This is a genomic window from Neisseria sp. P0021.S005 (assembly GCF_051956955.1).
Genome location: NZ_JBQCWY010000562.1, coordinates 1 through 2,001, shown reverse-complemented (window position 1 = coordinate 2,001; position 2,001 = coordinate 1). Strand labels below are relative to the sequence as shown.

Annotated in this window: 3 protein-coding genes, 1 tRNA gene and 2 pseudogenes; all 6 read left to right on the top strand. The window is 41.9% G+C overall.

Annotation, left to right across the window (positions count from 1 at the left end; translation table 11 throughout):
• A pseudogene (locus ACTHUE_RS16895) lies at nucleotides 1-134 on the top strand (hypothetical protein); the annotation flags it as partial.
• A 6-nt stretch (nucleotides 135-140) separates the two neighbouring features.
• Nucleotides 141-216: transfer RNA gene (locus tag ACTHUE_RS16890), tRNA-Trp, on the top strand.
• A 131-nt stretch (nucleotides 217-347) separates the two neighbouring features.
• Nucleotides 348-623 (top strand): preprotein translocase subunit SecE, encoded by a 276-nt coding sequence (secE, locus tag ACTHUE_RS16885; protein ID WP_004521090.1) that lies wholly within the window; start codon nucleotides 348-350, stop codon nucleotides 621-623.
• Nucleotides 624-625: 2 nt separating this feature from the next.
• Entirely contained in the window at nucleotides 626-1,159 is a 534-nt protein-coding gene (gene nusG / locus ACTHUE_RS16880) for a transcription termination/antitermination protein NusG (RefSeq protein ID WP_003680697.1), read from the top strand.
• A gap of 104 nt (nucleotides 1,160-1,263) precedes the next feature.
• On the top strand, nucleotides 1,264-1,698 hold the full coding sequence (rplK, locus tag ACTHUE_RS16875) for a 50S ribosomal protein L11 (RefSeq protein ID WP_002220151.1): 435 nt from the start codon (nucleotides 1,264-1,266) through the stop codon (nucleotides 1,696-1,698).
• Nucleotides 1,698-2,001 (top strand): annotated as a pseudogene (rplA, locus tag ACTHUE_RS16870) (50S ribosomal protein L1); the annotation flags it as partial. The gene rplK and the pseudogene rplA, both read left to right, overlap by 1 nt.

Below are 2,001 nucleotides of genomic sequence, written 5' to 3'. Positions count from 1 at the left end.
TAATGCCAGGTGAGAACGTAACCATTACTGTAGAACTGATTGCGCCTATCGCTATGGAAGAAGGTCTGCGCTTTGCGATTCGCGAAGGTGGTCGTACCGTAGGTGCGGGTGTGGTTTCTTCTGTAATCGCTTAAGTTTACAGGCCAATAGCTCAATTGGTAGAGTATCGGTCTCCAAAACCGAGGGTTGGGGGTTCGAGACCCTCTTGGCCTGCCAAATAAAAAATTAACCGGCCTTGTGCCGGTTAATTTTTTTGTACTTAAGTTTTAAGATTATTTGGAATTAATTAATGGATCAATGCCACTATCTAAAATAAAGGCGGGTGGGGTATTGATAAGTGAGTAAAGATGACAGAACATCCGTCTGGACGCAAAGAAGACCATCAGAAAAAGGAAGTTGTGGTAAGTAATAAGCCAGCTCCTGAAAAGAAAGAAGGTCTGTTTGCATATTTTAAGAGCTCTTGGACTGAGTTTAAGAAGGTAGTTTGGCCGAGTCGTGATGAAGCGGTCAAAATGACTGTATTCGTGATTATCTTCGTTGCAGTTTTAGCAGCCTTCATTTATACGGCAGATACAATTATTTCATGGTTGTTTTTTGATGTTTTATTAAATAGGAAAGGGTAAAGATGTCAAAGCGTTGGTATGTGGTACAGGCCTATTCCGGTTTCGAGAAAAATGTTCAAAAAACATTGAAAGAGCGTATTGCTCGTGAAAACATGGAAGAATATTTCGGCCAGATTCTCGTTCCTGTGGAGGAAGTAGTAGATATCAAGAATGGCCGAAAAACCATCAGTGAGCGTAAATTCTATCCAGGCTATGTATTGGTTGAAATGGAAATGACTGATGATTCATGGCACTTGGTTAAGAGTACCCCTCGAGTAAATGGTTTTGTAGGCGGTAGTGGAAATCGCCCGATCCCAATTTCTCAAAAAGATGCAGATGCTATTTTGCAACAAGCTAAAACAGGTGTTGAGAAGCCAAAACCAAAAGTTGAGTTTGAAGTTGGTCAGCAAGTTCGAGTAAACGAAGGCCCATTTGCTGATTTTAACGGTATTGTTGATGAAGTTAACTACGAACGTAATAGACTGCGTGTTTCAGTTCAGATTTTTGGTCGTGAAACACCGGTTGAATTAGAGTTCGGTCAGGTTGAAAAGATTTAAGTGGTTTAATTCGCTTGAAAATTTTTTTTTAAGCGGATATAATCGCAAATTCTGTTTGGGAAGCGGAATGGTTCCGCGTTATACCCGTTTTTAGGAGTTCTTAAGTGGCAAAGAAAATTATCGGCTACATCAAACTGCAAATTCCTGCAGGTAAAGCCAATCCATCTCCCCCAGTTGGTCCTGCTTTGGGTCAACGTGGTTTGAATATCATGGAATTCTGTAAAGCATTTAATGCTGCAACCCAAGGTATGGAACCTGGTTTGCCAATTCCAGTCGTTATTACTGCATTTGCGGATAAATCATTCACTTTTGTGATGAAAACCCCTCCAGCTTCTATCTTGTTGAAAAAAGCTGCTGGTCTGCAAAAAGGTAGTTCTAATCCTCTGACTAATAAAGTGGGTAAATTGACCCGCGCCCAGTTGGAAGAAATTGCTAAAACTAAAGAGCCTGATTTGACTGCTGCTGACTTGGATGCGGCTGTTCGCACTATTGCCGGCTCTGCTCGCTCAATGGGCTTGGACGTGGAGGGTGTTGTATAATGGCTAAAGTATCTAAACGCTTGAAAGCTCTGCGCTCTTCTGTTGAAGCTAACAAACTGTACGCAATCGACGAAGCAATTGCTTTGGTTAAAAAAGCTGCTACTGCTAAATTTGACGAGTCTGTTGACGTATCTTTCAACCTGGGTGTTGATCCTCGTAAATCTGACCAAGTTATTCGTGGTTCAGTCGTTCTGCCTAAAGGTACCGGTAAAACAACTCGCGTAGCTGTGTTTACTCAAGGTGCAAATGCAGATGCTGCTAAAGAAGCTGGCGCAGATATTGTCGGCTTTGAAGATCTGGCTG